This is a genomic window from Hydrogenophaga palleronii NBRC 102513, assembly GCF_001571225.1.
In the GTDB taxonomy this organism is placed as follows: Bacteria; Pseudomonadota; Gammaproteobacteria; order Burkholderiales; family Burkholderiaceae_C; genus Hydrogenophaga; species Hydrogenophaga palleronii.
Genome location: NZ_BCTJ01000004.1, coordinates 117,910 through 142,644, shown reverse-complemented (window position 1 = coordinate 142,644; position 24,735 = coordinate 117,910). Strand labels below are relative to the sequence as shown.

Annotated in this window: 23 protein-coding genes and 1 tRNA gene; 12 read left to right on the top strand and 12 right to left on the bottom strand. The window is 67.0% G+C overall.

The genetic code is table 11. The features are described 5' to 3' along the window. Positions 1-97 precede the first annotated feature (97 nt). Positions 98-1,066, top strand: a complete 969-nt coding sequence (proX, locus tag HPA01S_RS05275; protein WP_245638580.1) for a glycine betaine/L-proline ABC transporter substrate-binding protein ProX — start codon at positions 98-100, stop codon at positions 1,064-1,066. Between the two features lie 164 nt (positions 1,067-1,230). Continuing rightward, entirely contained in the window at positions 1,231-2,241 is a 1,011-nt protein-coding gene (gene proX, locus HPA01S_RS05270; protein WP_066267534.1) for a glycine betaine/L-proline ABC transporter substrate-binding protein ProX, read from the top strand. 114 nt (positions 2,242-2,355) lie between these two features. Here proX (HPA01S_RS05270) and gltS read toward each other — a convergent pair whose 3' ends face one another. Both gltS and fumC read right to left on the bottom strand, forming a co-directional pair. Continuing rightward, positions 2,356-3,585 carry a sodium/glutamate symporter gene (gene gltS / locus HPA01S_RS05265; protein ID WP_066267532.1) on the bottom strand — a complete coding sequence of 410 codons (1,230 nt, stop codon included), beginning with the start codon at positions 3,583-3,585 and terminating at the stop codon, positions 2,356-2,358. Positions 3,586-3,644: 59 nt separating this feature from the next. Continuing rightward, positions 3,645-5,042 carry a class II fumarate hydratase gene (fumC, locus tag HPA01S_RS05260; protein WP_066267530.1) on the bottom strand — a complete coding sequence of 466 codons (1,398 nt, stop codon included), beginning with the start codon at positions 5,040-5,042 and terminating at the stop codon, positions 3,645-3,647. A 155-nt stretch (positions 5,043-5,197) separates the two neighbouring features. Between fumC and HPA01S_RS05255 the strand changes: the two genes are divergently transcribed. Next, entirely contained in the window at positions 5,198-6,751 is a 1,554-nt protein-coding gene (locus HPA01S_RS05255) for a fumarate hydratase (RefSeq protein WP_066267528.1), read from the top strand. Then, complete coding sequence (gene murI / locus HPA01S_RS05250; protein ID WP_066267526.1) at positions 6,748-7,554, top strand: glutamate racemase; 807 nt, start codon at positions 6,748-6,750, stop codon at positions 7,552-7,554. Before HPA01S_RS05255 ends, murI begins: the two co-directional genes overlap by 4 nt. Positions 7,555-7,559: 5 nt before the next feature. On the opposite strand, the gene HPA01S_RS05245 is transcribed toward murI, so the two are convergent. The 3 genes from HPA01S_RS05245 to HPA01S_RS05235 all read right to left on the bottom strand — a co-directional run bounded on the left by HPA01S_RS05245 (position 7,560) and on the right by HPA01S_RS05235 (position 9,720). Beyond that, the gene (locus HPA01S_RS05245; protein ID WP_066267524.1) at positions 7,560-8,873 is read right to left on the bottom strand and encodes an MFS transporter; all 1,314 of its coding nucleotides are present in this window, start codon (positions 8,871-8,873) and stop codon (positions 7,560-7,562) included. Positions 8,874-8,967: 94 nt separating this feature from the next. After that, complete coding sequence (locus HPA01S_RS05240; RefSeq protein ID WP_066267521.1) at positions 8,968-9,588, bottom strand: DUF6806 family protein; 621 nt, start codon at positions 9,586-9,588, stop codon at positions 8,968-8,970. 47 nt (positions 9,589-9,635) lie between these two features. After that, a tRNA-Leu gene (locus tag HPA01S_RS05235) sits at positions 9,636-9,720 on the bottom strand. A 237-nt stretch (positions 9,721-9,957) separates the two neighbouring features. Between HPA01S_RS05235 and HPA01S_RS05230 the strand changes: the two genes are divergently transcribed. From HPA01S_RS05230 to HPA01S_RS05200, 7 genes are all read left to right on the top strand, one after another. Beyond that, positions 9,958-10,830, top strand: a complete 873-nt coding sequence (locus HPA01S_RS05230) for a fumarate hydratase (protein ID WP_084360482.1) — start codon at positions 9,958-9,960, stop codon at positions 10,828-10,830. Between the two features lie 9 nt (positions 10,831-10,839). Beyond that, entirely contained in the window at positions 10,840-11,460 is a 621-nt protein-coding gene (locus HPA01S_RS05225) for a fumarate hydratase C-terminal domain-containing protein (protein WP_066267519.1), read from the top strand. A 66-nt stretch (positions 11,461-11,526) separates the two neighbouring features. After that, positions 11,527-12,513 carry a Bug family tripartite tricarboxylate transporter substrate binding protein gene (locus HPA01S_RS05220; RefSeq protein WP_066267517.1) on the top strand — a complete coding sequence of 329 codons (987 nt, stop codon included), beginning with the start codon at positions 11,527-11,529 and terminating at the stop codon, positions 12,511-12,513. 51 nt (positions 12,514-12,564) lie between these two features. Further along, on the top strand, positions 12,565-13,509 hold the full coding sequence (locus tag HPA01S_RS05215; RefSeq protein WP_066267669.1) for an amidohydrolase family protein: 945 nt from the start codon (positions 12,565-12,567) through the stop codon (positions 13,507-13,509). Positions 13,510-13,526: 17 nt separating this feature from the next. Continuing rightward, positions 13,527-14,153, top strand: a complete 627-nt coding sequence (locus HPA01S_RS05210; RefSeq protein ID WP_084360481.1) for a flavin reductase family protein — start codon at positions 13,527-13,529, stop codon at positions 14,151-14,153. A gap of 23 nt (positions 14,154-14,176) precedes the next feature. After that, positions 14,177-14,896, top strand: coding sequence for an HpcH/HpaI aldolase family protein (locus HPA01S_RS05205; protein ID WP_066267516.1), 720 nt, complete (start codon positions 14,177-14,179; stop codon positions 14,894-14,896). Between the two features lie 15 nt (positions 14,897-14,911). Further along, entirely contained in the window at positions 14,912-15,775 is an 864-nt protein-coding gene (locus HPA01S_RS05200; protein ID WP_066267514.1) for a cupin domain-containing protein, read from the top strand. Between the two features lie 62 nt (positions 15,776-15,837). Here HPA01S_RS05200 and HPA01S_RS05195 read toward each other — a convergent pair whose 3' ends face one another. Both HPA01S_RS05195 and HPA01S_RS05190 read right to left on the bottom strand, forming a co-directional pair. Then, positions 15,838-16,815 (bottom strand): Bug family tripartite tricarboxylate transporter substrate binding protein, encoded by a 978-nt coding sequence (locus HPA01S_RS05195; protein WP_245638575.1) that lies wholly within the window; start codon positions 16,813-16,815, stop codon positions 15,838-15,840. Positions 16,816-16,863: 48 nt separating this feature from the next. Beyond that, positions 16,864-18,312 (bottom strand): aromatic amino acid ammonia-lyase, encoded by a 1,449-nt coding sequence (locus HPA01S_RS05190; RefSeq protein WP_066267512.1) that lies wholly within the window; start codon positions 18,310-18,312, stop codon positions 16,864-16,866. 158 nt (positions 18,313-18,470) lie between these two features. Here HPA01S_RS05190 and HPA01S_RS05185 point away from each other — a divergent pair, with 158 nt between their 5' ends. Continuing rightward, complete coding sequence (locus HPA01S_RS05185; RefSeq protein ID WP_084360479.1) at positions 18,471-20,273, top strand: tripartite tricarboxylate transporter substrate-binding protein; 1,803 nt, start codon at positions 18,471-18,473, stop codon at positions 20,271-20,273. Between the two features lie 15 nt (positions 20,274-20,288). On the opposite strand, the gene HPA01S_RS05180 is transcribed toward HPA01S_RS05185, so the two are convergent. From HPA01S_RS05180 to HPA01S_RS05160, 5 genes are read right to left on the bottom strand one after another with little or no spacing between them, the layout of a single operon-like run. After that, complete coding sequence (locus HPA01S_RS05180) at positions 20,289-21,296, bottom strand: ketopantoate reductase family protein (protein WP_084360478.1); 1,008 nt, start codon at positions 21,294-21,296, stop codon at positions 20,289-20,291. An 18-nt stretch (positions 21,297-21,314) separates the two neighbouring features. Further along, on the bottom strand, positions 21,315-22,082 hold the full coding sequence (locus tag HPA01S_RS05175; RefSeq protein WP_066267507.1) for a DNA-binding transcriptional regulator: 768 nt from the start codon (positions 22,080-22,082) through the stop codon (positions 21,315-21,317). 19 nt (positions 22,083-22,101) lie between these two features. Next, on the bottom strand, positions 22,102-23,304 hold the full coding sequence (gene pcaF, locus HPA01S_RS05170; RefSeq protein ID WP_066267506.1) for a 3-oxoadipyl-CoA thiolase: 1,203 nt from the start codon (positions 23,302-23,304) through the stop codon (positions 22,102-22,104). Positions 23,305-23,341: 37 nt separating this feature from the next. Next, positions 23,342-23,983 (bottom strand): 3-oxoacid CoA-transferase subunit B, encoded by a 642-nt coding sequence (locus tag HPA01S_RS05165; protein WP_066267504.1) that lies wholly within the window; start codon positions 23,981-23,983, stop codon positions 23,342-23,344. A gap of 14 nt (positions 23,984-23,997) precedes the next feature. Next, the gene (locus HPA01S_RS05160; protein WP_066267502.1) at positions 23,998-24,699 is read right to left on the bottom strand and encodes a 3-oxoacid CoA-transferase subunit A; all 702 of its coding nucleotides are present in this window, start codon (positions 24,697-24,699) and stop codon (positions 23,998-24,000) included. Positions 24,700-24,735: the final 36 nt, after the last annotated feature.

The following is a 24,735-nucleotide window of genomic DNA, read 5'->3' as shown; positions in this document are numbered from 1 at the left end:
GCTTCGCGCCCAGGCTTTTTCCCCCACCATCGAAAGGAAACCGATGACCTCCCTCCAGCCCTCCCGTCTGTGGCGCACTCTGCTCGGCAGCGGCCTCATGGCCTTTGCCCTGAGCGGTCCCGCCACCGCACAGAACCTGCCCGGCCAAGGCATCAAGGTGCAGCCGCTGCAAAGCTCCATCGCCGAAGAGACCTTCCAGACCCTGCTGGTCTCGCGCGCGCTGAGCAAGCTGGGCTTCGATGTGCAGCCCATCAAGGAAGTGGAGTACCCGACCGCGCACGTGGCCATCGCCAACGGCGACGCCACCTTCATGGCCGACCACTGGGACCCGCTGCACGCCGACTTCTACAAGAACGCCGGTGGTGACGCCAAGCTGTACCGCCAGGGCGCCTACTCGCCAGGCGCGGCACAGGGTTACCTGATCGACAAGAAAACCGCCGACGCGCACAAGATCACCCGCATCGACCAGTTGAAAGACCCGGCCATCGCCAAGCTGTTCGACAACAACGGCGACGGCAAGGCCGACCTCACCGGCTGCAACCCGGGCTGGGGCTGCGAAGCGGTGATCGAGCACCACCTCGACGCCTACAAGCTGCGCGACACCGTCACGCACGTGCAGGGCAGCTACGCCGCGCTGATCGCCGACACCATCACGCGCCTGAAGCAGGGCCAGCCGGTCCTCTACTACACCTGGACCCCGTACTGGGTCAGCGGCGTGCTGCGTCCCGGCCAGGAAGTGGTGTGGCTGCAGGTGCCGTTCTCCTCGCTGCCGGGTGAGCAGTCCAAGCTCGACACCAAGCTGCCCAACGGCCAGAACTATGGCTTCGTGCTCAACACGCAGCGCATCGTGGCCAACAAGCAGTTCACCGAGCAGAACCCGGCAGCGGCCCGCCTGTTCGAGGTGATGGCCCTGCCCGTGGCCGACATCAACGCGCAGAACCTGCGCATGCGCGACGGCGAAAACAAGCCGGCCGATGTGGAGCGCCACACCGACGCGTGGATCCAGGCGCACCAGAAGACCTTTGACGGCTGGATCGCGCAGGCCCTGTCTGCCGCCAAGCGCTGACGCGTCGCCGTCCTCCGGGCCTTCGCGCCCTGGCCACCGGCTGCGGCCCACGCAGCCGGTGGCTCGTTTCCCTTTTCTCCCATTTCTCCGTTTTCCCGGCGCCCTCAGGCGCCCCGGGTCTGCGCCCACGCGCGGCCCCCGAATCCCAGAAAGACTTCCGACACATGACGACATCCCGCCGCTTCGCTCTCAGCCTGTTGACCGCCGGCCTGCTCACCCTGGGCACCGCCGCACACGCCGCAGACCTGCCCGGCAAGGGCATCAAGGTGCTGCCGCTGCAAAGCTCGCTGGCCGAAGAAACCTTCCAGACCCTGCTGGTCACGCGCGCGCTGAGCAAGCTCGGCTACGACGTGCAGCCGATCAAGGAAGTGGAATACCCGATGGCACACATCGCGGTCGCCAACGGCGACGCCACCTTCATGGCCAACCACTGGAACCCGCACCACGCCGAGTTCTACAAGAGCGCGGGCGGCGACGCCAAGCTCTCGCGCAAGGGCGTGTATTCGGCCGGCGCCACCCAGGGCTACATGATCGACAAGAAGACCGCCGACCAGTACAAGATCACCCACCTGAGCCAGCTCACCGACCCCAAGCTGGCACGCCTGTTCGACACCACCGGCGACGGCAAGGCCAACCTGATCGGCCCCAGCGCTGGCTGGGGCGGTGAGGCGGTGGTGAACCACCAGCTCGCCACCTACAAGCTGCGCGACACCGTCACCTACACGCAGGGCAATTACCCTGCGCTGATCGCCGACACCGTGGCGCGCTTCAAGCAGGGCAAGCCAGTGCTGTTCTACGCCTGGACGCCGTACTGGCTCAGCAACGTGATGCGCGCCGGCCAGGAAGTGGTCTGGCTGCAGGTGCCCTTCTCCGCCATGCCCGGCGTGCAGGCCGGCACAGACACCAAACAGGCCAACGGCAGGGACTACGGTTTCCCGGTGAACAACGAGTACATCGTGGCCAACAAGGTCTGGGTCGAGCAGAACCCGGCCGCGGCCAAGCTGTTCGAGATCATGCAGTTGCCCATCGCCGACATCAGCGCGCAGAACATGCGCATGCAGAACGGTGAGAACCGCCAGCAGGACGTGGAGCGCCACACCGACGCCTGGATCCAGGCGCACCAGAAGACCTTCGACGGCTGGATCGCACAGGCCATCGCCGCAGCGAACAACTGAACCGGCGGCGCGGACACCGCGCCTCCTTGATGGCGCCAGGAAAAAGCCGCTGCTCGTTGAGCAGCGGCTTTTTTCTGCCTGGCCGTTGGCTGCTGGCTATTCGCTGCTGGCCGCTCAGCGCGCCATCCAGCCGATCACCAGCGCGTTGGCGAGGTCGATAAAAAAGCCGCACACCAGCGGCACGACGATGAAGGCGCGCGGCGCCGCGCCATAGGCGCGCACCACCGCGCTCATGTTGGCGATGGCGGTCGCCGTGGAGCCGAGCGCGATGCCGCCGAAGCCCGAGCAGATCACCGCCGCCTCGTAGTCGCGCCCCATGAAGCGGAACACCACGAAGGCGGTGAAAACCACCGCCAGCACCATCTGCAGCGCCAGCGCGGTGGCGATGAAACCCACCACCGGCTCCAGCTCCCACAGGCGCAGGCCCATCAAGGCCATGGTGAGGAACAGGCCCAGGCTGACGTCGGAAATCAGCGCCACACCCAGCCGCATGCGGGGCCAGTTCCACAGCCGCCCGGGCTTGGGCGCCAGCAGTTCCCCGGCGCTGCGCAACGCAATGCCGGCCATGAGGCAGCCCACGAAGGCCGGCAGCGTCAAGCCGGTCAGCGCCACCAGGCTGTTCAGGCCCTCGCCCAGCATCAGCGCCAGGTTGAGCCAGAGCAGCGCCAGCAGCACGCCGTTGTAGTCCAGCCGCAGGTGGGCTTCATCCTGGTAACGGGTGCCCACCTCCACGTCGGACTGGCCCGACGGTGTCAGCGCGTGCCGCCGCATCAACCAGGCCGCCATCGGCCCGCCCACCAGGCAGGCGGCGATCATGCCCAGCATGTTGGCGGCCAGGCCGAGTTCTCCCGCGTTGGTGATGCCCAGGGTCTCGACGAAAAACGGTGTCCACGCCAGCGTGGTGCCGACGCCGCCGGTGAGCGAGATCGAGCCGGCCATGAGCCCGGCGCGCCGGTCGAGGCCAAAGGCCTCTGCCACCGCCATGCCCAGGCCGTTCTGCAACAGCATGAAGCCACAGGCCAGCACCAGCAACACCACCAGCGGCCGCCCTCCTTCGCGCAGCGTGCGCACGTCGGTGCCCATGCCGATGGCGGCGAAGAAATACAGCAGCAGCATGTCGCGCGCGCCCAGCTCGAACACCACGCGCAGCCCCACCGTGTAATACAAGCCGCAGACCACCAGCGCGCAGAACATGCCACCCACCACCGCTTCGGGGATGTTGTAGCGCTGCAGCCAGCCGTAGCGGCGGGTGAGGCCCTTGCCCACGAAGAGCAGCAGGATGGCGAGCGTGAAGCTGGTGAAGGGATCGACGTCGAACGACGAGTGCCAGAACTGCGAAATCATGCGGCCGATGTTAAGCGGCTCTCCGCGCCACCCGCCCGCATGGGCGTGTCACCGCCCTGTCATCGCCCCGTCATCGCCCCCGGCACCACCCACTGGTCGAACTGCTCGGCGGTCACGTGGCCCGAGGCCACCGCCGCTTCGCGCAGGGTGCTGCCTTCCTTGTGGGCCTTCTTCGCAATCTGCGCGGCCTTGTCGTAACCGATGTGGGTGTTGAGCGCGGTCACCAGCATGAGCGAGCGGTCCACCAGCTCGGTGATGCGCGCGCGGTTGGGTTCGATGCCGACCGCGCAGTGGTCGTTGAAGCTCTTCATGCCGTCGGCCAGCAGGCGCACGCTCTGCAGGAAGTTGTGCGACACCATGGGGCGGAACACGTTGAGCTCGAAGTTGCCCGAGGCGCCACCGAAGTTGATGGCGACGTCGTTGCCGAACACCTGCGCGGCCAGCATGGTGACGGCCTCGCTCTGCGTCGGGTTCACCTTGCCCGGCATGATCGACGAGCCGGGTTCGTTCTCGGGAATGCTGAGCTCGCCGATGCCGCTGCGCGGGCCGCTGGCGAGCCAGCGCACGTCGTTGGCGATCTTCATGAGGCTGGCCGCCAGCGTCTTAAGCGCACCGTGCGCGTGCACCAGCGCATCCACCGAAGCCATGGCCTCGAACTTGTTGGGGGCGGTCACGAACGGCAGATCGGTGAGCCGGGCCAGCTCGGCCGCCACCTGCTCGGCATAACCCTTGGGTGCGTTCAGGCCGGTGCCGACCGCCGTGCCGCCCAACGCGAGTTCGCACAGATGCGGCAGCGCGGCGCGCACATGGGTCTCGCCGTGCGCCAGCTGCGCCACCCAGCCCGAGATCTCCTGGCCCAGCGTGAGCGGCGTGGCGTCCTGCAGGTGGGTGCGGCCGATCTTCACGATGTCGTCGAACGCACGTGCCTTCTTCTCCAGCGTGCCACGCAGCAGCGCCAGCGACGGCAGCAGGCGGTGCGTGATCGCCTCCACCGCTGCCACGTGCATGGCGGTGGGGAACACGTCGTTGCTCGACTGGCTGCGGTTCACGTCGTCGTTCGGGTGCACCAGGCGCCCTTCCCCACGCTCGCCGCCCAGCAGTTCGCTGGCGCGGTTGGCCAGCACCTCGTTGACGTTCATGTTGGTCTGTGTGCCCGAGCCGGTCTGCCAGACCACCAGCGGGAATTCCACCTCGTGCTGGCCGGCGATCACCTCGTCGGCCGCCTTCACGATGGCCTCGGTCTTCGTCTCGTCCTGCAGGCCGAGCGCGTGGTTCACCACCGCCGAGGCGCGCTTGACCTGCGCCAGGGCGCGGATCATCTCGCGTGGCTGGCGCTCGCCGGAGATGTCGAAGTTCTGCAGCGAGCGCTGCGTCTGCGCGCCCCAGAGGCGGTCGGCCGGCACGTCGATGGGGCCGAAGGTGTCGCGTTCGCTGCGGGTGTTTGGGCGGGAGTTCATGGTGATGCGTGACCTGTCAAAATAGCGGGCTGGGAACGGCCTTGCCCAAAGGGCCTCCAGCATAGCTCCAAACAAAAGCAATTCTCATCTGATGGCCTCTTGGGTGTGGTGGCCGCCGACGCGACTTGCATCCAACTCCACGACCGACCGACACCATGACGACCACCATCCGCCAGGCCGACCTCATCGAATCCATCGCGGCAGCACTGCAGTACATCAGCTACTACCACCCGGCGGACTACATCGCCCACCTGGCCCGCGCCTACGAACGCGAGCAGAGCGCTGCGGCCAAGGACGCGATTGCGCAGATCCTCACCAACAGCAAGATGAGCGCCACCGGCCAGCGCCCGATCTGCCAGGACACCGGCATCGTCAACGTGTTCCTCAAGGTCGGCATGGACGTGCGCTGGGAAGGCTTCACCGGCAGCCTGGACGACGCCATCAACGAAGGCGTGCGCCGCGGCTACAACCACCCCGACAACACGCTGCGCGCCTCGGTCGTGGCCGACCCGCAGTTCGCGCGCAAGAACACCAAGGACAACACGCCCGCCGTGATCTTCACCGAGATCGTGCCCGGCAACACGGTGGACATCACCGTCGCGGCCAAGGGCGGCGGCAGCGAGAACAAGAGCAAGATGGTCATGCTCAACCCCGGTGACTCGGTGGTCGACTGGGTGCTGAAAACCGTGCCCACCATGGGCGCCGGCTGGTGCCCGCCGGGCATGCTGGGCATCGGCATCGGCGGCACGGCCGAGAAGGCGGTGCTGATGGCCAAGGAAAGCCTGATGGACGACCTCGACATGTACCAGTTGCAGGCCATGGCGGCCAAGGGCGAGAAGCTCAGCCAGGTGGACGAGCTGCGCCTGGAGCTGTACGAGAAGGTCAACGCACTGGGCATTGGCGCGCAAGGCCTGGGTGGCCTCACCACCGTGCTCGACGTGAAGATCAAGATGTACCCCACGCACGCGGCCAGCAAGCCCGTCGCCATGATCCCCAACTGCGCCGCCACGCGCCACGCGCACTTCGTCATGGACGGCAGCGGCCCGGTGTACCTGGAGGCGCCGAGCCTGGACCTGTGGCCCAACGTGAACTGGGTGCCCGACACCCAGAAGAGCCAGCGCGTGAACCTCGACACCCTCACGCCCGCCGAAGTGGCGAGCTGGAAACCCGGCCAGACGCTGCTGCTCAACGGCAAGATGCTCACCGGCCGCGACGCCGCGCACAAGCGCATCCAGGGCATGCTGGCCAAGGGCGAGAAGTTGCCGGTGGACTTCAACAACCGCGTCATCTATTACGTCGGCCCGGTCGATCCGGTGCGTGACGAAGCGGTGGGCCCCGCCGGCCCGACCACCGCCACGCGCATGGACGGCTTCACCGAAATGATGCTGGCCGAAACCGGCCTGATCGCGATGATCGGAAAATCCGAGCGCGGCCCGATTGCCATCGAAGCCATCAAGAAGCACAAGAGCGCCTACCTGATGGCCGTGGGCGGCGCCGCCTACCTGGTCTCCAAGGCGATCAAGACCGCCAAGGTGGTGGGCTTCGAAGACCTGGGCATGGAAGCCATCTACGAATTCGACGTGGTCGACATGCCGGTGACGGTGGCGGTGGACGCCGGCGGCACCAGCGCGCACATCACCGGCCCGGCCGAGTGGCAGAAGCGCATCGCCACCGGCGAGTTCAAGGGCATCGAGGTCGCCGCCGCTTGAAAACCGTCGGCGTCTTCGACAGCGGTGTCGGCGGCCTGAGCGTGCTGCGGGCCTTGCTCGCCGAGCTGCCGGGCACCCGCTTCGTCTACGCCGCCGACAGCGCCTACGCACCCTACGGCGAGCGCACGGCGCAAGACGTGTCGCAGCGCACCGAGCGCATCACCGCGCTGCTGCGCGAGCGCCACGGCATCGACGCGCTGGTGGTGGCCTGCAACACGGCCACCGCCCATGCCATCAACGAACTGCGCCAGCACCACCCCGACCTGCCCATCATCGGCGTGGAGCCCGCCCTCAAGCCCGCCGCGGCACTGAGCCGCAACGGCCACATCGGCGTGCTGGCCACACGCGGCACGCTGGGCAGCGCACGCGTGGCCGCCCTGCGCGACCGGCTGGTGGAAGCCTCGCCCCGTCCGCTGCATTTCAGTTTTCAACCCTGCGACGGCCTGGCCGGCGCCATCGAACGGCACGACCTGCCCACCATCCAGAACCTGAGCGAACGCTACGTGCAGGCACTGCAGCAGGCCGACGCAGCCATCGACACCGTGGTGCTGGGCTGCACGCACTACCCGTTCGTGCAGGACCAGCTGGCTGCCTTGTGCGGCGCCGATGTCACGCTGGTGGACACCGGTGTGGCGGTGGCGCGCCGCACGCGCGAGGTGCTGGCAACGCTGCCCGCAACGGGTTCATCCAACACGGCCGACGAAGCGCCGCTGTTGTTGTCCAGCGGCCCACCCGAAGCGCTGGCCCAGGCCGCGCAACGCTGGCTGGGCCTGGGCGTGTCAGCCAGCCCGCTGTTCGACTAAGGTCTTCAGGGCGCGGGTGGCGCGGCCTGCAAGGCCGCCGCCCGCCCGCGCTGCATGTTCACCGGCAGCAGCAGCGCCAGGCCCAGCACAAACAACACGCCGGTGAAGCCAATCGCCAGGCGCTGGTTGCCCCCGGTCATCCAGGTGATGGCGCCGTAGCTCAGCGGGCCGATGATGCTGGCGACGCGCGTCGCAAACGTCCACAGGCCGAAGAACTCGGCCAGCTGCGCCGGCGGCGCCAGCATGCCGGCCATGGCACGACCAGCGGACTGGCTCGCCCCCATGCACACGCCGGCGATGGCGGCGGCGTACCAGAAGCCGCCCTTGGTGGTGGTGAGCGCGGCGATGACACAGGTGGCCACCCAGCCCACCAGCGTGATGCCCAAGGCCAGCTTGTGGCCCAGGCGGTCCTGCCAATAGCCGAAGGCCACGGCACCGAGCGCAGCCGCGATGTTGAGCACGAAGATCAGCACCATGGTTTCCTGCTGCACGAAACCGATCACCTGCTCGGCATAGATCGCCGCCAGCGTGATCGCCACCGCCACGCCACCCTGGTAGGCAGCCACGCAGGCCAGCAACCACATGAAGTCGCGATAACGCCGGGCCTGCTGGAAGGTGCGCCGCAACTGCTGCAGCGATTCGCGCCAGCCACCCGCTCCCGCGGCGCCACCCACCGGCAACGCGCGCTCGCGCAACAAACCCAGCGTGAACAGCGCTGCCACGCCGAACACGCCAGCGGTGATCAGCATCGTCACCGGCACGAACTGCTCGGCCTTCTGCCCCTGCGCACTCGCCCACAACACGTACGCGAGGCTCAGGCCCAGCGCCAGCATGCCACCCACGTAGCCCAGGCTCCAACCCCAGCCACTCACGCGGCCCATGGCCTCGGGCTTCGCCAGCTCGGGCAGGAACGCCGCCACCAATGACTCGCCCCAGCTGAAGAACACGTTGGACACGATGATGAGCACCATGCCCAGCACCACCGCACCGGGCCCGACCAGGCCCAGCGCCGCCGTGGCCAGCACACAGCCCACCGTGGTGAGCATCAGCAAACGTTTCTTGGCGCCATGGCGGTCGGCCCAAGCGCCCATGGCGGGAATGGTGAACATCACGATCAGGTGCGAGATGCTCAGCGCTAGCGTCCAGGCAAAGGTTGCCCAGTCGGCGCCATCGGCCACCGCGCCCACGAAGTAGGCGGCGAACACCGCCGTGAGCACCACCGTGGTGTAGCCCGAGTTGGCGAAGTCGAACATGGCCCAGCCAAACACCTCGCGCTTGCGCACACCGGGGTTGAGGGCATCGGTGGAGAAAAAAGCCATGGGGACTCCGGGGGGTCGCAGGGTCACGTACCCGCGCTGTGCCAGAGTCTAATGGGCGCGTGCGACGGTGAGCAGCGCGCCGGTTTGCCGCGCCTCAGTGCAGATGGCGCGGTTTGCGTGGCCCGCCGTGCGAGGGGCCGCCATGGCCGCGTGGCGGCTTGCCAAGTTGCATGGAGTTCACCAGCGATTCAAAACGCTGGTTGAAGAGCTTGTCGATCACGCCCACCACCTCGCCGAGTTCGGCCTGGTCGAAGTGGCGCTCCATCACATGCAGCACGTCCTGCACCAGCAGATCACGCTGCACCTGCATGATGGCCGCCGGCGTCGGGCCGACAAAACACATCAGGAAGTCGTCGCGCGCTTCTTCATCGGAAGAGCCCTCTTCCTCGTCGTACTCGGCGTCGTAGAAAGACACCTCCAGCGGCGCGCCAGCCGAGGCAATGTCGTTCAGGCCCATGCAGGCCTCTTCGATCACCTGGCGGAAGTCCTCGTCACCGGGCACCGTCCAGCAGATCTGCAGCACATGGGCTTCGGCATCAAAGCGGATGCCCGGCTCATCTTCGTAACTGCTCTCGGCCGCCGCCGCCAACGAGCGCGCACCTGCGTACTGCCACAGGGGCTTGAGCGCATCCTGGATCTGGCTGTATGCCACGTCCTCGCGCAAAGGGACGTCCCCGTGCACGTGGATTTCGAAGGGCGCGTTGTATCGGGTCATGGAAAACTCACTGTAGCGGCGAAAGCACAAAAAACCTAGGGGTGGCCTGGTGCCTCGAAGCGGACTTGAACCGCTAAGTCTTTCGACGGGGGATTTTAAGTCCCCTGTGTTTACCAATTTCACCATCGAGGCCCGTACCGGATTGTCGCAGCTTACAAAACCGGGCCTTGCCTGCACACCTGACGCACGGGAAATGTGCAACGAATTCAAAGACTTGAGCGTCGGGGGCGACGACCCAGGCGGAGCCCTGGCGCACCCCCGGCTCCACCTCCTGGCAACAACTTTTCAATCAGTGAAAAGTTGGAGAATTGCGCTTGAAGCGGCCCCAACGACGACGCATGATCGGCAGCCATACCAGACACCGCCGCCATGCCCATCTCCAGCGCCACCATCCGGGCGGTCACCGCATCGTTGTACGAGCGGTCGCTCAAAAAAATCCCCGACGACACGCGCGCCGTGCTGGGCCGAGCGAGCGAGCGCGAGAGCGATCCCACCGCGCGCCGCACTTTCATGATGATGCTGGAGAGTGCAGACATGGCCGCGCGCGACGGCCAGCTGGTGTGCACCGACGTGGGCATTCCCACCTACAGCGTGAAGATCGGCACCCGTGTGCAGTTCGACGGGCCGGTGCGCCAGGCCATGACCGATGGACTCGCCGACATGGCGGCCAACATCGATCCGCCCATCCTCAAGATGGTGACCCACCCGCTCACCCACGAACGGGGATACGCGGGCAAGGACATCCCCATCGTGTCCTTCGACGTGATCGACGATGCCGACTACATGGACATCGTCTGCGCGCCCAAGGCCATGGGCACCGGCCGCTGGGAGGCCGTCGAGGCATTTGTCTATCCCACGGTCGAAGACGTCGAGAAGTACGTGCTCGACGTTGTCCTGCGCGCAGGCTCGCAGCCCTGCCTGCCCATTGTGGTGGGCGTGGGCATCGGCGGCACGTTTGACCAAGCCACGCGCCTGGCCAAGGAAGCGGTGCTCAGGCCACACGGCACGCCGCAGACCGATCCCCTGCTGGCCGGCATGGAGCGGCGCCTGCTCGACGCCATCAACCAGATGGGCTTTGGTGCCATGGGCACCGGCGGCGACTGCAGCGCCATGGGCGTGCACATCGACTATTCGGCCAGCCACGGCTTCGTGCCGGTGGCGGTGTGCCTGAACTGCTGGATCAACCGCCGCACCGCCGCACGCATCCACGGCGACGGGCGCGTGGAAATGCTCTATGAGTAAAGCCGTCCGATGAGCCGCCTGCACGAACTGACCCTGCCTTTGTCCGAGGCCCGCGTGCGCGAACTGCGCGTGGGCGACATGGTGACCCTCACCGGTGCCGTCACCGTGAGCATCGGCATCCCGACCCACCAGCGCATGGCGCAAGCTGTGCGGCAAGGCGAAGCCCTGCCGATTGACCTGCAGGGCGGCGCGTTCTTCCACCTCAGCACCTACGTGCGTGAACAGGACGGCAGCGCCGTACCGCTCTACCTCAACCCGAGCACCAGCACCCGCTACAACGCCTGGATGCCCGACATCGTGCGCGGCCTGGGTTTGCGCCTGGTGGGCGGCAAGGGCGGGTTGGACGACGCCAGCGTCGCCGCGCTGCGCGAGTGCGGGTGTGCCTACCTGTCGTTCCTCGGTGGTGGCGCCCCCCTGCTCTCGCGCGCCTTGCGCGGCGTGCGCAGTTCGCACTGGAACGAATACATATCGCAGTTCCGCCTGCTGACGCTGGACGTGTCGGCCCTCGGCCCCTGCACCGTGGCCATCGACGCGCACGGCGAAAGCATTTACGACAAGCTGCGTGACCGCGCAAAGGGGCGCATGACCGACATCCTGGATCGGCTGCGGCACGCAAGGCAAGTCACCTGAACCTCTGGCCGCGCTGACGGCGGCCACCTTTTCCCCACCTAACTCTTATATTTTGGAGATCGCACGATGAAACGCAGAACCTTTCAGACCGCATTGGCCACCGCATGCATCGCCGCAGGTTTCGCCGCCAGCGCCCCCGCATGGGCACAGGCGGGCAACTGGCCCAACAAGCCCGTGCGACTGGTCGTGCCCTTCCCAGCCGGTGGCAGCACCGACGTGGTGGCCCGCTTCATCGCGCAAGGCTTGACCGAAAAATTTGGCCAGCCCTTTGTGGTTGACAACCGCGGCGGTGCCGGCGGCAACATCGGCACCGACGCCGTCGCCAAGGCAGCCCCTGATGGCTACACCATCGGACTGTCCACTTCCGGCCCGCTCGTGAACAACAAGTTCCTGTACAAGTCCATGCCGTTCAATTCGGACAAGGACCTGACGCCGATCGCGCTGGTGTGCGAGATCCCGCTGGTGATCGCCAGCAACCCGAAGGTGCCTGCCAAGAACCTGAAGGATTTCATGCAGCAGGCCAAGGCCAAGCCCAACGCCTACACCATGGGCCAACCCGGCAACGGCACCATCGGCCACCTCGCGCTGGAGCAGCTGTCCATGGTGACCAAGACCACGCTGTCGTCGGTGGCCTACCGCGGCGACAACCCGGCCATGACCGACCTGCTGGGCGGCAGCATCCAGGCGCTCTCGGCCCCCATCACGGCCTTCATCCCCAACCTGGCCTCGGGCAAGCTGACCGGCCTGGCGGTGACGTCGGCCACCCGCTTCCCGGGCCTGCCGGACATCCCGACCGCCAAGGAACAAGGCATCGACATGGTCGCCACCGTGTGGTTTGCGGTCGTCGGCCCCGATGGCATGCAGCCCGAAGTCGTCAAGGCACTCAACACCGAGATCAACAACATCGTCAACTCGACCTACGGCCGGGCCAAGCTGCAAACCTTCGGTGCCGTGGTCAACGTGGGCGCTCCAGATCATCTGCGCCAGATGATCAACGAAGACTCCAAGAAGTGGCAGAAGGTCATCTCCACCGCCAACGTCTCCCTCAACTGATCTTTGTTCAACCGTGGCCCCACCGGGGGCCACCCTCCTGTGATCCAGCCCATGAGCGATTCCGCCCGCCCCCTCCTGTTTGACGCCCACGCCCACCTGGTCGCCGACAACCAGACAGCTTACCCGCGCAACCCCATGCAACGCGCGGCCAACGCACCGCCGCGCCTGCCCGGTGTGATCGGCACGCCCGGCGGCCACCACGGTCCCAACCCGATCAACGAAGTGCCCGACGTGGCACGCATGCTGGTGTGGATGAAGGATGAAAACGTGGACGGCGCGGTGGCGGTGCAAAAGCGCATGATCTACCGCTACGACAACAGCTACATCCTCGACTCGTCGGACGCGCACCCCGAGATCTTCTCGGCCGTGGTCATCCTCGACGCCGAAGACCCGGGCACCGCCCCACTGGTGCGGCAGTACATCGAGAACCACGGCCTGGCCGGCGTGCGCCTGTTCGGTGGCCGTCAGCCCGACGGCAGCATGCCCTGGCTCAACTCTCCCATGGCGCTCAAGACCTGGGAAGTGGCCAACGAGTACGGCCTGGTGATGAACCTGGAAGTGCTGTCCGTCGGCGGTGGTGGTCCCTCGGTGCCCGCCCTGATCGAGCTGACGAAGCGGTATCCCAACGTCAACATCGCCATCGACCACCTGCTCGAACCCGAAATGGAGAAAGACGGGCACTACGGCCTGGACGACAACTTCGAGGCCCTCGTGCCCTTCAAGAACATCTCCTTCAAGTGGACCTCGATCAACCTCGACATCTGCCGCGAGGAAGGCATCCCGGCCGAGAAAGTCCTGCGCCGCGCGATCGACCTCTATGGCGCAGATCGCCTCATGTGGGGTTCTGACATCGGCACCTCGTCGGGCACCTACAAGGACATGGTGCAGCGCGCCATCGACTCGACCAGCCTGCTCAACGAAGCGGAAAAACGCGCCCTGTTCCACGACACCGGCCGGCGCATCTTCCAAAAGGGCGGCAGCGGCCGCCGCGCCTGAACCACGGCAGCCACACCATGGCCCACCCCGAGTTCACCACGCTGGACGCCACCACCATGGACACGGCAACGGCCTACCGGCTGCTGGTCGGTGCCGTGGTGCCGCGCCCCGTGGCGTGGATCACCACCCGCAGCAAGAACGGCGTGGTCAACGCCGCACCGTTCAGCTCGTACAACTACGTCGCACACAGCCCACCCATGGTGGCGGTCAACATCGGCACCAAGGACGGCGAGCTCAAGGACACCGCGCGCAACATCGTCGAGACCGGCGAGTTCGTGGTGAACGTGGCCACGCTCGACGCGATGGACCTGATGCACGGCTGCAGCGCCGACTACCCCTCGGAAACCAGCGAACCCGAAGCCCTCGGCATCGAGTTGCTGCCGAGCGAGCGCATCGCCGTCCCGCGTGTCGCCGTCTCGCCGATTCAGATGGAATGCCGCCTGGAGCGCGCCATCACGCTGGGCCGCGGGCTCAACACGCTCTACATCGGCGAAGTGCTGCTGTTCCACCTGGCCTCGACCGTGTACGACGGGCGTTACGTCGACAGCGTGAAGATGCGCCCGATCTCCCGCCTGGGTGGCCCGCTCTACGCCGAGCTGGGTGAGCTGCACACCCGCGCCCAGATGCAGAAACCTCCGAAGTGACCTCCTCGCCAAGCGCACCGAACATGACTTCCTCCCTCCAACTCGGCACCTTCGTCAAGACCCCATCACCCCATGTGATCGAGGTGCTGGGCACCGCCAGGCTCGACTTCGTCTGCCTCGACGCCGAACACGCGCCCCTCGACCGCGCCACCCTGGACCTGATGGTGCTGGCTTCGCGCGCGGTGGGCCTCAAGGCCTTCATCCGCATTGCCGAAGTCTCGCCTTCCGTGGTGTTGTCGGCGCTGGACATCGGCGCCACCGGCATCCTTGTGCCCCACGTGGACAGCGCCGAGGACGCGCGCAACGTGGTCGCCATGGCGCGCTACCGCGATGGCGTGCGCGGCTACTCCAGCTCTCCACGCTTCGCCGGTTATGGCAGCTTCGGCATGAAGGAAGCCCTGCGCGTTGGCGACGAAGCCCAGGTGATCTGCCAGATCGAATCCGACGCCGCCGTGCAAGCGGCCGAGGCCATTGCCGCGGTGCCGGGCGTGGCCGGACTGTTTGTGGGACGGGCCGACCTCGCCCTGTCGATGGGCCTGGACAACCCCCGCGACGAACGCGTGCTCGCCGCCACCCGGCATGTGCTCTCCATCGCGAAGAAGGCCGGCAAGCACGCGGGCATGTTCGTCGGCGGCAACGTCGAGCGCGACGAGTTCGCGGCCCAGGGTGCCGACTGGTTCATCGTCTCCTCCGACCAGACCTTGCTGCGCCAGGGTGCCCTGTCCATTTCTCACGCCAACTGACCGCCCGAGAACCCCATGCCATTGCTTCCGTCCCAACTCGCCACCTACGCCCGCCACCACAACGAGGCGCCCCAAACCGTGCCCGGCGACAGCTGCGCCGGCTGGGTCACGCGGGGTACCAACTTCGTCGTCGTGGTCTCGCGCGTGTCGCCGGGTGACACCCTGCAACGCGACAACGTCGACGAATACGTGCTCATCGTGCCCGAGACGCCGGGCCTGTCCATCGAGGTCCAGGCCGGCGCCGAGTCGGTGCAGGCCGCGGCGGACAGCCTGACCATCGTGCCACCCGGCCCGAGCCGCCTGCGCGTCAGCGGCAGCGGCCTCATTGCCCGCGTGTTTTCCAGCGACGTCACCGACCTGCTGGCCCTGGCCGACAACCGCGCCACCTACGCCACACCCAACCCCGATGCCGCACCGCTGGTGGCCTGGCCGGAGCCCGTGGGCGGCTACAAGCTGCGCCACTACCGCCTGGCCGAGCACACCACGGAAGGCAGCCAGATGCGCATCTTCCGCACCCGCAAGCTGATGGTGAACCCGCTGCTCAAGCGCACCGTCGCGCGCGACGTGCGCAAACTCAGCCCCCACAGCCATGCCGATTTTGAACAGGGCTCGCTGGCGCTCGACGGCACCTACGTGCACCACCTGCGCTACCCCTGGGGCCCCGACATGACGCTGTGGCACGACGACCAGGCCGAGCAGATGGGCAGCCCGTCATTGCTGGTGGTGCCGCCCAAGGTGATCCACACCAGCCGCAACATCGACGCACCGGGCGTGCTGGTCGACATCTTCGCGCCGCCGCGCTGGGACTTCTCGCGCAAGGGTGTGGTCTGCAACGGCGACGAGTACCCGATGCCGCCGGAACCCACGGCCGCGGCCTGAGCACCACTCTACCCCGGCACCTGGCGTGCCGGGGTAGAGGCCAGGGCCGAGGCCGAGAAGGCCTACTCGACCTTGAAGCCAGAGACCTTGATCGGCGCTTCCCAGCGCTTGAGCTGGCTGGCCTGCACGCTGGCCAGTTCTTGTGGTCCGCCGTGGTCCGTCATCAAACCAGCGGCCTGGATCTTTTCGCGCACCTCCGGCAACGCCAGCACCTGCGCCACCGCACGGTCGATGCGGTTGGTCACATCGGCCGGCATGCCCGCCGGACCGTAAAGGCCGAAGAAGTTGTCGATTGCCAGATTCACGCCCGCCTCCTGCAGCGTCGGCACGTCGGGCAGCGCCGGCAGGCGCGTCTTGCCGGTCACCGCCAGGATGCGCAGTTTGCCGCTGCGGTGCAGATCGATGGTGGTGCTGGTCGGGCTGTCAATCATCATCGGAACGTGGCCGCCGATCAGTTCCTGCTCGGCCTGCGGGCCACCTTTGTAGGCCACATGGGTGAGCTCCAGACCCAGCGTCTGCGCCAGCAGCAGGCCCGAGAAATGCGGCACCGAGCCCGCGCCCGACGTGGCGTACATCGCCTTGCCGGGGTTGGCCCTGGCCCAGGCGATCAGTCCCTTGAGGTCGGTCACCGGCACCGCCGGACCCACCGAGATCACGAAGCCGAGCGAGGTCACGCGCGAGATCGGCGTGAAGTCCTTCACCGGGTCGTATCCCAGGTTGGTGGGGTAGAGCCAGGGAAAAATCACCATCGCACCACCGGCTGCCAGCACCAGCGTGCGACCGTCGGGGCGAGCGCGTTGCACCTCACCGAGCGCCACGCGGCCGGTGGCACCCGGCTTGTTTTCCACGATCACGTTCATGCCCAGCGGCTCCTTGAGCCGTTCGGCCAGCAGCCGCGCCACGGCATCCACCGAGCCGCCTGGCGAGAAGCCGACGACGATGCGCATCAATGCGCCGTCCTGCGCCATGGCCGGCAGGCTGGCCATGCCGGCGGCGGCCAGCGCTGCGAGTCGGGTGTTGAAATGTCGTCGTTGCATCATCGTTTGTCTCCTGTTGTGGTGGTGGGGGAAATGGGAAGGCGCGAAGCATCAGATGCGGTCAAGTTGCCAGTCCAGCGTCTCCAGCGCCTCCAGCACCGGAGCGGGGTGCGGCGCGCGCTGCACGCCGCCCGCGTGGGGCACGAGGTCTCGCACAAAGCGGTGCAGCTGCTGAGCGCCCTCGCCCATGCGGGGCGGCCGTCGCAGGTCCACCGCCTGCGCGGCCACCACGAGCTCGACCGCCAGAATGGGCTTGCACAGCTGCGCCAGCTCGACCGCACGGCGTGCGGCCAGGCTGGCCATGCTCACGCGGTCGAGATTGCCGTTCGAGTGGCTGGAGCTGGGCAGTTCGGTCACCACCGGCGCGGCGAGCAGACGCGCTTCCGCCGTGATGCCCTTGTGCACCTGGGCCAGGCCGTTGAAACCGGGCAAGCCAATCTCATCCTGTGCCAGAAGGCCCGAGTCAAGCCCGGACCAGAAAGAGTCGACGAGCTTGGCAACACGCTCGGTCGAACTGGTGACGAGCGGCGCGATGCCGAGCCGCAAGGTGTCGAGCGACATCGACAGCGCCAGCATGTCGAAGTTGGCCACGGAGACCAGACGCTGCTCTTCGATGGACACCACCGGGTTGTTCTGGCTCGCGTTGAGTTCGATCGCAAATCGACCTGCGGCGAAGTCGTAGCTGTCGAAGGCATTGCCCAGCGTGAGCGGCAGCGACCGGAAGGACAGCGGGTCCTGCAGGTGCCGAGGGCCGCCGGCGCTCATCAGGTGGCTGCCATGCAGCTGCGCGGCGATTGCTTCGGCCGCCTGCCGCAGACCTTTGAACGGCCGTGAGCGCACGGCGACATCGGACACGATGGACGGATTGGCGCCGTAGCCCTCCATGCTGAGTGCGGCGACCCGCGGCCACGACGCCAGGATGTTCCCGAGGTCGTACATGGCCAGGGCGGCCAGGCCAATGGACACGGGGCTGGAGTTGATCAGCGCAATGGTTTCCCCTGCAGCCAGTTCGGTGCTCGCATACAGGTCCAGCGCGATGTTGGCCACGGCCGACATGTCGCTTTCGCCGGTCGAGCCCCAGAGATGGACCTTGAACTCACGCTGCGTGTTGAGCGCCTCAACCAGCAGGTGGGCCAGCACGGGCCGCACGCCCAGGCGGCCCGACGCCATGTTGTTGAGCATGACGACCAGCATGGCGCGCACCATCTCGCGAGACGCCAGCGGCCCCATGCCCATGTCGTGGGTCTCCAGCAAACGGCGATTGAATTCGCCATAGCGTGCCGGATCGAGCAGCGTGCCGGTCTTGGTGGCAACACTGCTGGTGACACCGTAGACCAGCTCGCCACGGGCAACGATACGGTCGACCACGGCGCGAGACGCTTCCAGGCGTGCCTGCGCGGCAGCCGTCAGCGCAACCTTGGCGCCATGCCGGGCGATCTGCACAACCTGGCGCGCGCACAGTGTCTGGCCATCGATATCGATCTGGGTAGGAGTCGCCATGGGTGGATCGGCTTGGAGCTCGGCAATCGTCGGTGAATGGGGCGTCGGAGCGGGAGCAGGCAGGGGCTGCAGCACCGGGCAGGGAATCGACCGCATTGGACACACAATGCGTCGGTCTGCGAATCAACTTTTGTTTGGCGACTTATTAGAAGAACTTCATGTACACCGTTTCTCAATACGTCTCTCTGCGCCAGCTTCGTGTACTGCTCTCGGTGGGTGACACCGGCAGCTTCAGCGCCACGGCCAACGCCATCGGCCTGACACAGTCGGCCGTCAGCCAGTCGCTGCGCACCCTTGAGGAAGCGCTGGAGATTCCGTTGGTGGACCGGACGACGCGGCAGGTGGTGCTGAGCGACGCAGGTCGACGGCTGGTGGGGCCGCTGCGAGAGGCGCTGGACCACCTGGACCGTGTGCTGTCGCAAGCCCGAACAGAAGCCTCGGCCACACGCGGTGTGGTGCGGCTGGCGTGCAGCCAGTCGGTCGGCGGCGACTTCCTGCCCGGCCGCATCAGCGCCTTGCACCGAGCCTGGCCCGATATCCGGCTGCAGCTGCGCGAACAGCCGCATGCCGATGTGCTGGAGGGCGTCACGCGCGGCACGGCGGAAGTCGGTCTCGTGGTGGGTGACAGCCTGCCCAGTGAACTCCATGGCACAGCGCTGCTGACCGAGCCCTACCACGTGTACTGCAGCCTGCAGCACCCGTTCGCGCGCCGGCAGCATGTGAGTGCCGCATCGTTGCGCTACGAGAAGCTGGTCCTTCTCGACGCCTCGGCCGGAGGCCGGTTCCAGCTGGACCGCTTTCTGCACTCGCACGATGTCGTGACGGCAGACGCGCAGGAAGTGACGCAGCCCGCGATGGCCATTGCGCTGGCGTGCGAGCAGGTCGGCGTGGCCGTGTTGCCCGGCAGCGGTCACGCCACGCTGGCGCGCGCGGACGGGCCCGGCGTGAAGGCGATCCCGCTCACGCCCGGCTTCGAGCGCACGATCTCACTGGTGACGCGCCGCAACACGGCTCTGTCTCCCGTCGTCGAACGGGCGGTGGGCGCGCTGGTCAACCCGTCCGGCGCAACGGACACGCCACCGAGCCAGCGCATGACGGTGGTGGTGCCGTTCCAGTCCAGTGGGCCGGCCGACCGATTCGGCCGCAGCTTCGCCGTGGAGCTGGCCAAGGTGATGGGGCAACCAGTGGACGTCGAAAACGTGGTCGGCCTCGGCGGCGTGCTCGGTGTGCACCGGGTCACACGTTCGGTGGCCGATGGCTGCACCATCGGCCTGGCCGGCACCGGCGCCACGGTGTTCGACCGCTTGCTCAATCAGGACGACGGACTGTTCGACGTATTCAGCGACATCACGTGCCTGAGCGGCATGGTCCGGATTCCCAACGTGCTGCTGGTGGGCAAACATGTGGCGGCCAACACGCTGGCCGAACTCATCGCCCAGGCCCGCCTGCGCCCGGACGGTTTCGCCACCGCAGCCATCGCGCGTGGGCCACTCGCGGTTCTGCCCGAGCTGTTCCAGAAACGCACCGGCACGCGCATGCTCTCGCGCCACTACGACGGACTGGTGCCGGCGATGGTCGACCTGGTGCGCGGCCGGCTCGACGTGTTGTTCGCCGAGATGGGCGGCAGCGTCATGGACGCCATCCGCAACCACGCGGTACAGCCCTTGATGATCGCCGGTCACCACCGCGCCCACGGCCTTCCCGATGTGCCCACGGCGGCCGAGTGCGACCTGCCCGACGTCGTTGCGGATGGCGGCTACTGCGTGGTGGCGCCGGCATCGTTTCCTGCCAGCAGGCAGATGGCGCTGCAGGCGCAGATTCACGCGGCACTGTGCTCACCGGCCATCGCAGAGGGTTTTCTTGCCCAAGGCGGAACGCCCGACCTGCGAACCGGCGCAGAGTACATCGCCTATGTCAGACACGAGCAGGCGCGCTGGGCGGCGTTGCTCGGGAAATCCTGAAACGGGCGCCGCGGCTCAGGGATAGAGGCCGGCCGCGCGGGCCCGCAGTCGGGCCAGCGCGTACACATCCTGCAGCCGCGGCACGGGCTGCCCCAAGGCCTGCGCACACTCGATCGGTGCGCCCAGGATCGCGTCCAGTTCCACACTGCGACCCGCATCCAGGTCCTGCAGCATCGAGCTGCGGATCGCGCCCAGCTGCCTCGTTTGCGCCATGCGCTGCTCGGCGGTGGTGTCCAGCGTGAGACCCAGGCGGCGGCCCAGGGCGATGCATTCGTCCATCATGGCCGCGAACAGCGCGCGCACGCCCTCGTCGTCCAGCATGCGATCGGTGGTCATGCCCGTCAGCAGGCTCAGCGGGTTGGCGCAGATGTTGCCCAGCAGCTTGTGCCAGATGTCGGTGCGGATGCTCGCACTGGCCACCGCGCCGAGACCCGCGTGTGCCAACACGTCGGCCCACAGGGTCGCGCGTTCGCTCACCCCGCCGGCCGGCTCACCAAGTGCCAGGCGCGCGCCAGCGCTGTGCACCACCACGCCGGGCTCAGGGCAATGGCACGAAGCCATGATCGTGCCGCCCAGCACGCGCGATACATCCACTGCCCGTTCGGTCTCGCCTTGCGGGTCCACGCGCGTCAAGCGCTGGCCCTCGAGCGGTTGACCGGGCACCAGGAAATACCACCAGGGCAATCCGTTGTTCATCGTCAGCACCGGCACGCTGGAGGCAAGCAAGGGGCCCAGCGTGGGCACCACGGTCGGAAAAACCTGCGACTTGAGCGAGAGGATCAGCAGGTCTTGTTCGCCCATCGCCTCGGGCGACGATTCCGCGCGCACCGCATAGGCCTGGGCCGGCGCGCCGCCGGTGCTGTAGCGCAAGCCGTGCTCGCGCAAGGCGGCCAGGGTCGCGCCACGCGCCAGCAGTGTCACCTCGTGCCCTGCCGCCGCCAGGCGCGCGGCCACGTGGCCGCCGATGGCGCCCGCGCCGATGATGCCGATACGGCGCGCTGGCACCGTTGGGGTTCGTTCCATGAAGGTCCTCGCGAAAAATTAAAGGTTGGCCAGGCGCGTGCTGATGAGCCGCGACAGGCCTTGCAACGGTTCAAGGTAACGCTCCACCGCCTGCTCGTTGCTCACGGCCGAGGCGATCCAGGTCATGCCGATGGTGGCCACCACGCGCTGGCCCTCCATCACCGGCACCGCCAGCGTGCCCGACACTGGGCGAATACCCGGCGCGCGCAGGGCATAACCTTGCTGCCGGATCTTGCGCAACGCGGTCAACAAGGCCGGCCGGTCTTGCGCCATCGCGTCTTCTTCGTTGGAGGACAGGCGCAGGATGTCGAGCAGCGCGCGCCGTTCCTCGCGCCCGCAGAAAGCCAGATACGCACGCCCCAAGGCGCGTCCCACCAGCGACAAGCGCATGTTGATGGTGGAATGCAGCAGGGACAGCGGAGAGTCCGGGATGGTGCTGTAGCGCACCACCACCGCGTCGTAGTCGGGCACCGCCACCGCCAGTGGCCACTTGATCTTGCGCGTCAGCGCATTGGCTGGGGCAGCCGCGGCCTCGACAATGCGCGGCTCACCGTGGTACCCCGCCGACAGCTGCTTCACGCCCGATGCCAGGGTGTAGGCACCGTATTGCGGCGCGCGCACCACCAGCCCCTTGTGCTGAAGCGTCTCCAGCAGGCGCACCAGCGTGGGCTTGGGGATGCCGGTTTGCTGGTGCAGCGTGTCCAGCGAGCTGACGGGGCTTCGGTTCAGCGCCAGCAGCACCTCCAGGGCACGCTCGACCGAGCGGATGGGCGCAAATGAGGCCACGGTCTGCCGCCTCGCCCGATCAAACCTTTTCCAGCACCACTGCGATGCCCTGCCCCACACCGATGCACATGGTGCACAGCGCATAGCGACCGCCCAAACGGTGCAGCTGGCTGGTGGCGGTGGTGGCCAGGCGCGCACCACTCGCACCCAACGGGTGGCCCAGGGCAATGGCGCCACCCCAACGGTTCACACGCTCGTCATCGTCCTGCAGGCCCAGGTCGCGCAGCACGGCCAGGCCCTGTGCGGCAAAGGCTTCGTTGAGCTCGATCACGTCCATTTGCGCCAGCGACAAGCCGGTGAGTTCGAGCACCTTGCGCGTTGCGGGTGCCGGCCCCATGCCCATGATGCGTGGTGCCAGGCCCGCGGTGGCCATGCCGACCACGCGTGCCTTGGGCGTGAGGCCGTTCTTCGCCGCCGTGGTTTCGTCGGCCAGCAGGAGCGCACAGGCGCCGTCGTTCACGCCGCTGGCGTTGCCTGCAGTCACCGTGCCATCGGGGCGCACCACGCCTTTGAGCTTGGCAAGCGACGCCAGGCTGGTCTCGCGAGGGTGTTCGTCTGCGTCCACCACGATCGCATCGCCCTTCTTTTGCGGAATGCTCACCGGCGTGATCTCGGCCGCCAGGTGCCCTGCCTTCTGCGCGGCAACCGCCTTGAGCTGGCTGGACAAGGCCATGCGGTCCTGCGCCTCGCGTTCGATCCCGTAGTCGGTGGCCACGTTTTCCGCTGTCTCGGGCATCGCGTCCACGCCGTACTGCGCCTTCATCAAGGGGTTGACGAAGCGCCAACCGATCGTGGTGTCGTAGACCGCGTTGTTGCGGCTGAAAGCGCTCTCGGCCTTGGGCATCACGAAAGGCGCGCGGCTCATGCTCTCGACCCCGCCAGCAATCATGAGCGTGGCCTCGCCAGACTTGATGGCACGCGCCGCCGTGCCCAACGCGTCAAGGCCCGAGCCGCACAAGCGGTTGATGGTCGCGCCAGGCACATCCATCGGCAGGCCTGCGAGCAAGGCCGCCATGCGCGCCACGTTGCGGTTGTCTTCACCGGCCTGGTTGGCACAGCCGTAAATGACGTCGGTGATCGCAGCCCAATCCACACCCGGGTTGCGCGCCATCAAAGCCTGCAGCGGCACGGCGCCCAGGTTGTCGGTGCGCACGCTGCTGAGCGCGCCTCCGTAGCGGCCAAAGGGCGTTCGAATGGCGTCACAGATGAAGGCTTGGGACATGGTGTCTCCGATGGATTGAAGGGTTCAAAAAGCGGGCTCAGTCCACCAGGGGCAGGCCGATCAGCCGTTCCAGCTCGGCGCGGTCCAGGCCCTCCACCGCGTCGATGAAGCGCAGGCCGTTCGGAGAGCACCCCAGCGTGGCCAGATCGGAGTACACGCGCTTGACGCAACCGAGTCCGGTCAGGGGATACGTGCATTGCTGCACCAGTTTGCTTTGGCCCTGCTTGGTCAGCAGGTCCATCATCACCCAGGTCTGGCGCGCGCCCACCGCCAGGTCCATCGCGCCCCCGACAGCGGGAATCGCACCTGGTTCGCCCGTGCTCCAGTTGGCGAGATCACCCGTTGCGGAGACCTGGAAGGCGCCGAGCACGCAAATGTCGATGTGGCCGCCGCGCATCATGCCGAAGCTGTCGGCATGGTGGAAAAAGCTGGCCCCCGGCAGCAGCGTCACCGGCTGCTTGCCGGCATTGATGAGGTCGTAGTCTTCCTCGCCCTCGGCAGGCGCCGGCCCCATCCCCAGGATGCCGTTCTCACTGTGCAACACCACTTCCACGCCGGCAGGCAGGTGGTTGGCCACGAGGGTGGGCATGCCGATACCGAGGTTGACGTATGCACCGTCGTGAATGTCGCGGGCCACGCGCTGCGCCAGCTCGACCTTCGTGCGTCTTGTGTAGTTCATGGAGTGTTCCTCGTTCAGAGTGCGGTCTTGAAACCACCAGCGCGTGTCGCGGTGCGGGCAATGCGCACAACCTGGGTGACGTGAATGCCGGGGGTCACCACGGACTCCGGATCCATGTCCCCGAGTTCCACGATCTCGTGCACCGTGGCCACCGTTTTTTTCGCCGCCATCGCCATCACCGGGCCGAAGTTGCGCGCGGCCATGCGGTAAGTGAGGTTGCCCCAGCGGTCGCCACGCTCGGCCTTGATCAAGGCCAGATCGCCACGGATCGGTGTCTCGAACACATACCCTTTGCCATCGATCACGCGGGTTTCCTTGCCCTGCGCGAGTTCGGTGCCGTAGCCGGTGGGCGTAAAGAAGCCACCGATGCCTGCGCCAGCTGCGCGCAGCCGCTCGGCCAGGTTGCCCTGCGGCACCAACTCAAGTTCAAGTGCGCCGCGGCGGTACAAATCGTCGAACACATGGCTGTCCGCTTGACGCGGAAAGCTGCAGATGACCTTGCGCACACGCCCTGCCTTCAGCAATGCAGCGAGTCCGGTGTCGCCGTTGCCAGCATTGTTGTTCACCACGGTCAGGTCGCGCGCGCCCTGGGCAATCAGGCCATCGATGAGTTCGCCCGGGATGCCCGATGTGCCAAATCCACCGATGAGCACCGTGGCGCCTTCCTGTGTTCCAGCCAGCGCCGCCTCCACCGAAGCGGCCAGCTTGTTGATCATGTCAATTCCTTTGAGTGCAGCACTGTTCGTATATCG

Bases quoted from the DNA above. Each gene is read 5' to 3' on its own strand.
- HPA01S_RS05180 (WP_084360478.1), bottom strand. From the start codon at position 21,296: ATGGAACGAACCCCAACGGTGCCAGCGCGCCGTATCGGCATCATCGGC.
- HPA01S_RS05200 (WP_066267514.1), top strand. From the start codon at position 14,912: ATGCCATTGCTTCCGTCCCAACTCGCCACCTACGCCCGCCACCACAAC.
- HPA01S_RS05160 (WP_066267502.1), bottom strand. From the start codon at position 24,699: ATGATCAACAAGCTGGCCGCTTCGGTGGAGGCGGCGCTGGCTGGAACA.
- HPA01S_RS05255 (WP_066267528.1), top strand. From the start codon at position 5,198: ATGACGACCACCATCCGCCAGGCCGACCTCATCGAATCCATCGCGGCA.
- pcaF (WP_066267506.1), bottom strand. From the start codon at position 23,304: ATGTCCCAAGCCTTCATCTGTGACGCCATTCGAACGCCCTTTGGCCGC.
- HPA01S_RS05190 (WP_066267512.1), bottom strand. From the start codon at position 18,312: ATGGCGACTCCTACCCAGATCGATATCGATGGCCAGACACTGTGCGCG.
- HPA01S_RS05215 (WP_066267669.1), top strand. From the start codon at position 12,565: ATGAGCGATTCCGCCCGCCCCCTCCTGTTTGACGCCCACGCCCACCTG.
- HPA01S_RS05230 (WP_084360482.1), top strand. From the start codon at position 9,958: ATGCCCATCTCCAGCGCCACCATCCGGGCGGTCACCGCATCGTTGTAC.
- proX (WP_245638580.1), top strand. From the start codon at position 98: ATGGCCTTTGCCCTGAGCGGTCCCGCCACCGCACAGAACCTGCCCGGC.
- HPA01S_RS05220 (WP_066267517.1), top strand. From the start codon at position 11,527: ATGAAACGCAGAACCTTTCAGACCGCATTGGCCACCGCATGCATCGCC.
- HPA01S_RS05195 (WP_245638575.1), bottom strand. From the start codon at position 16,815: ATGATGCAACGACGACATTTCAACACCCGACTCGCAGCGCTGGCCGCC.
- HPA01S_RS05205 (WP_066267516.1), top strand. From the start codon at position 14,177: ATGACTTCCTCCCTCCAACTCGGCACCTTCGTCAAGACCCCATCACCC.
- HPA01S_RS05165 (WP_066267504.1), bottom strand. From the start codon at position 23,983: ATGAACTACACAAGACGCACGAAGGTCGAGCTGGCGCAGCGCGTGGCC.
- HPA01S_RS05245 (WP_066267524.1), bottom strand. From the start codon at position 8,873: ATGGCTTTTTTCTCCACCGATGCCCTCAACCCCGGTGTGCGCAAGCGC.
- HPA01S_RS05240 (WP_066267521.1), bottom strand. From the start codon at position 9,588: ATGACCCGATACAACGCGCCCTTCGAAATCCACGTGCACGGGGACGTC.
- proX (WP_066267534.1), top strand. From the start codon at position 1,231: ATGACGACATCCCGCCGCTTCGCTCTCAGCCTGTTGACCGCCGGCCTG.
- HPA01S_RS05225 (WP_066267519.1), top strand. From the start codon at position 10,840: ATGAGCCGCCTGCACGAACTGACCCTGCCTTTGTCCGAGGCCCGCGTG.
- fumC (WP_066267530.1), bottom strand. From the start codon at position 5,042: ATGAACTCCCGCCCAAACACCCGCAGCGAACGCGACACCTTCGGCCCC.
- gltS (WP_066267532.1), bottom strand. From the start codon at position 3,585: ATGATTTCGCAGTTCTGGCACTCGTCGTTCGACGTCGATCCCTTCACC.
- HPA01S_RS05210 (WP_084360481.1), top strand. From the start codon at position 13,527: ATGGCCCACCCCGAGTTCACCACGCTGGACGCCACCACCATGGACACG.
- HPA01S_RS05185 (WP_084360479.1), top strand. From the start codon at position 18,471: ATGTACACCGTTTCTCAATACGTCTCTCTGCGCCAGCTTCGTGTACTG.